This is a genomic window from Burkholderia sp. Ac-20379, from assembly GCF_017104645.1.
GTDB lineage: Bacteria > Pseudomonadota > Gammaproteobacteria > Burkholderiales > Burkholderiaceae > Burkholderia.
This window is the reverse complement of sequence record NZ_JAAGPF010000807.1, coordinates 1-775: the sequence shown is the minus strand read 5'-3', so window position 1 is coordinate 775 and position 775 is coordinate 1. Positions and strand designations below refer to the sequence as shown.

The 775-nt window shown below is 73.0% G+C and carries 1 pseudogene; it reads right to left on the bottom strand.

Going from position 1 to position 775, the window contains the following annotated elements:
• Positions 1–93: 93 nt before the first annotated feature.
• Positions 94–775: pseudogene (locus G3N92_RS34735) on the bottom strand (ABC transporter substrate-binding protein); the annotation flags it as partial.

The window sequence follows — 775 nt, the reverse complement described above, 5'->3', positions numbered from 1 at the left end:
GGTGCGGCGGTGCGGCGAACGGCAATGGCGGTCATGAACGATCGGGTCGGCGAGAGAAGGGCGCGCAACTGCGCGGCAAGGTCGGGCGGGGCGTCAGCCGACGGCCGGCGCGACGCGCGGCAACGCGCTCGGCGGCGCGTGGCGATTCGTTTCGGGCTCCTTGACGCTGCCGCGAGCGGCCTCGCTGGCGTTGCCGGTGTCGTCGCCTTCATCGGCATCATCGGCTTCGTCGGCCAGCCGTTCGTACGCGGCGGCGAGCGGCGCGGGATCGACCCAGTCGTCCAGATCGAAATCGTTGGGCAGGAAGCCGTGGCGATGCAGGAAACCCTTGAAATCGTCGAGCGCGGCGAGCGAGCCGCGGTCGATGCCGATCGTCATCTGCCGGTGCACGTCGGGCCGGTAGGCGCGGCGCACCCAGTGCTCGGCGCTGCGCGTCTCGCGCGCCAGGTAGGCGACGGTGTCGTCGGGGTGCGCGGCGGCCCAGCCGCCCGCCTCCAGCGTGCGCTTCAGCACGCGCTCGACGAGGTCGGGCCGCTCGCGCAGCAGTTGCGCATCCACCGTGAGCGGGCGCGGCGTGCCGTTGTTGGCGTGGCGGCGGCGCTCGGGCTGCTCGCCGATTTCCACCAGCACGGTGGCGCCGAGCTGGTTCGCGATGTCGAGGCCGGTGGCGCCCTTGACGAACACCACGTCGGCCTCGCCGCGCAGCAGCGCGGCGGCTTCGCGCGAGAACTCGTGCGGGCGCTGCTGCGCGAGCCATTGGCTCACGGGCAGGTCC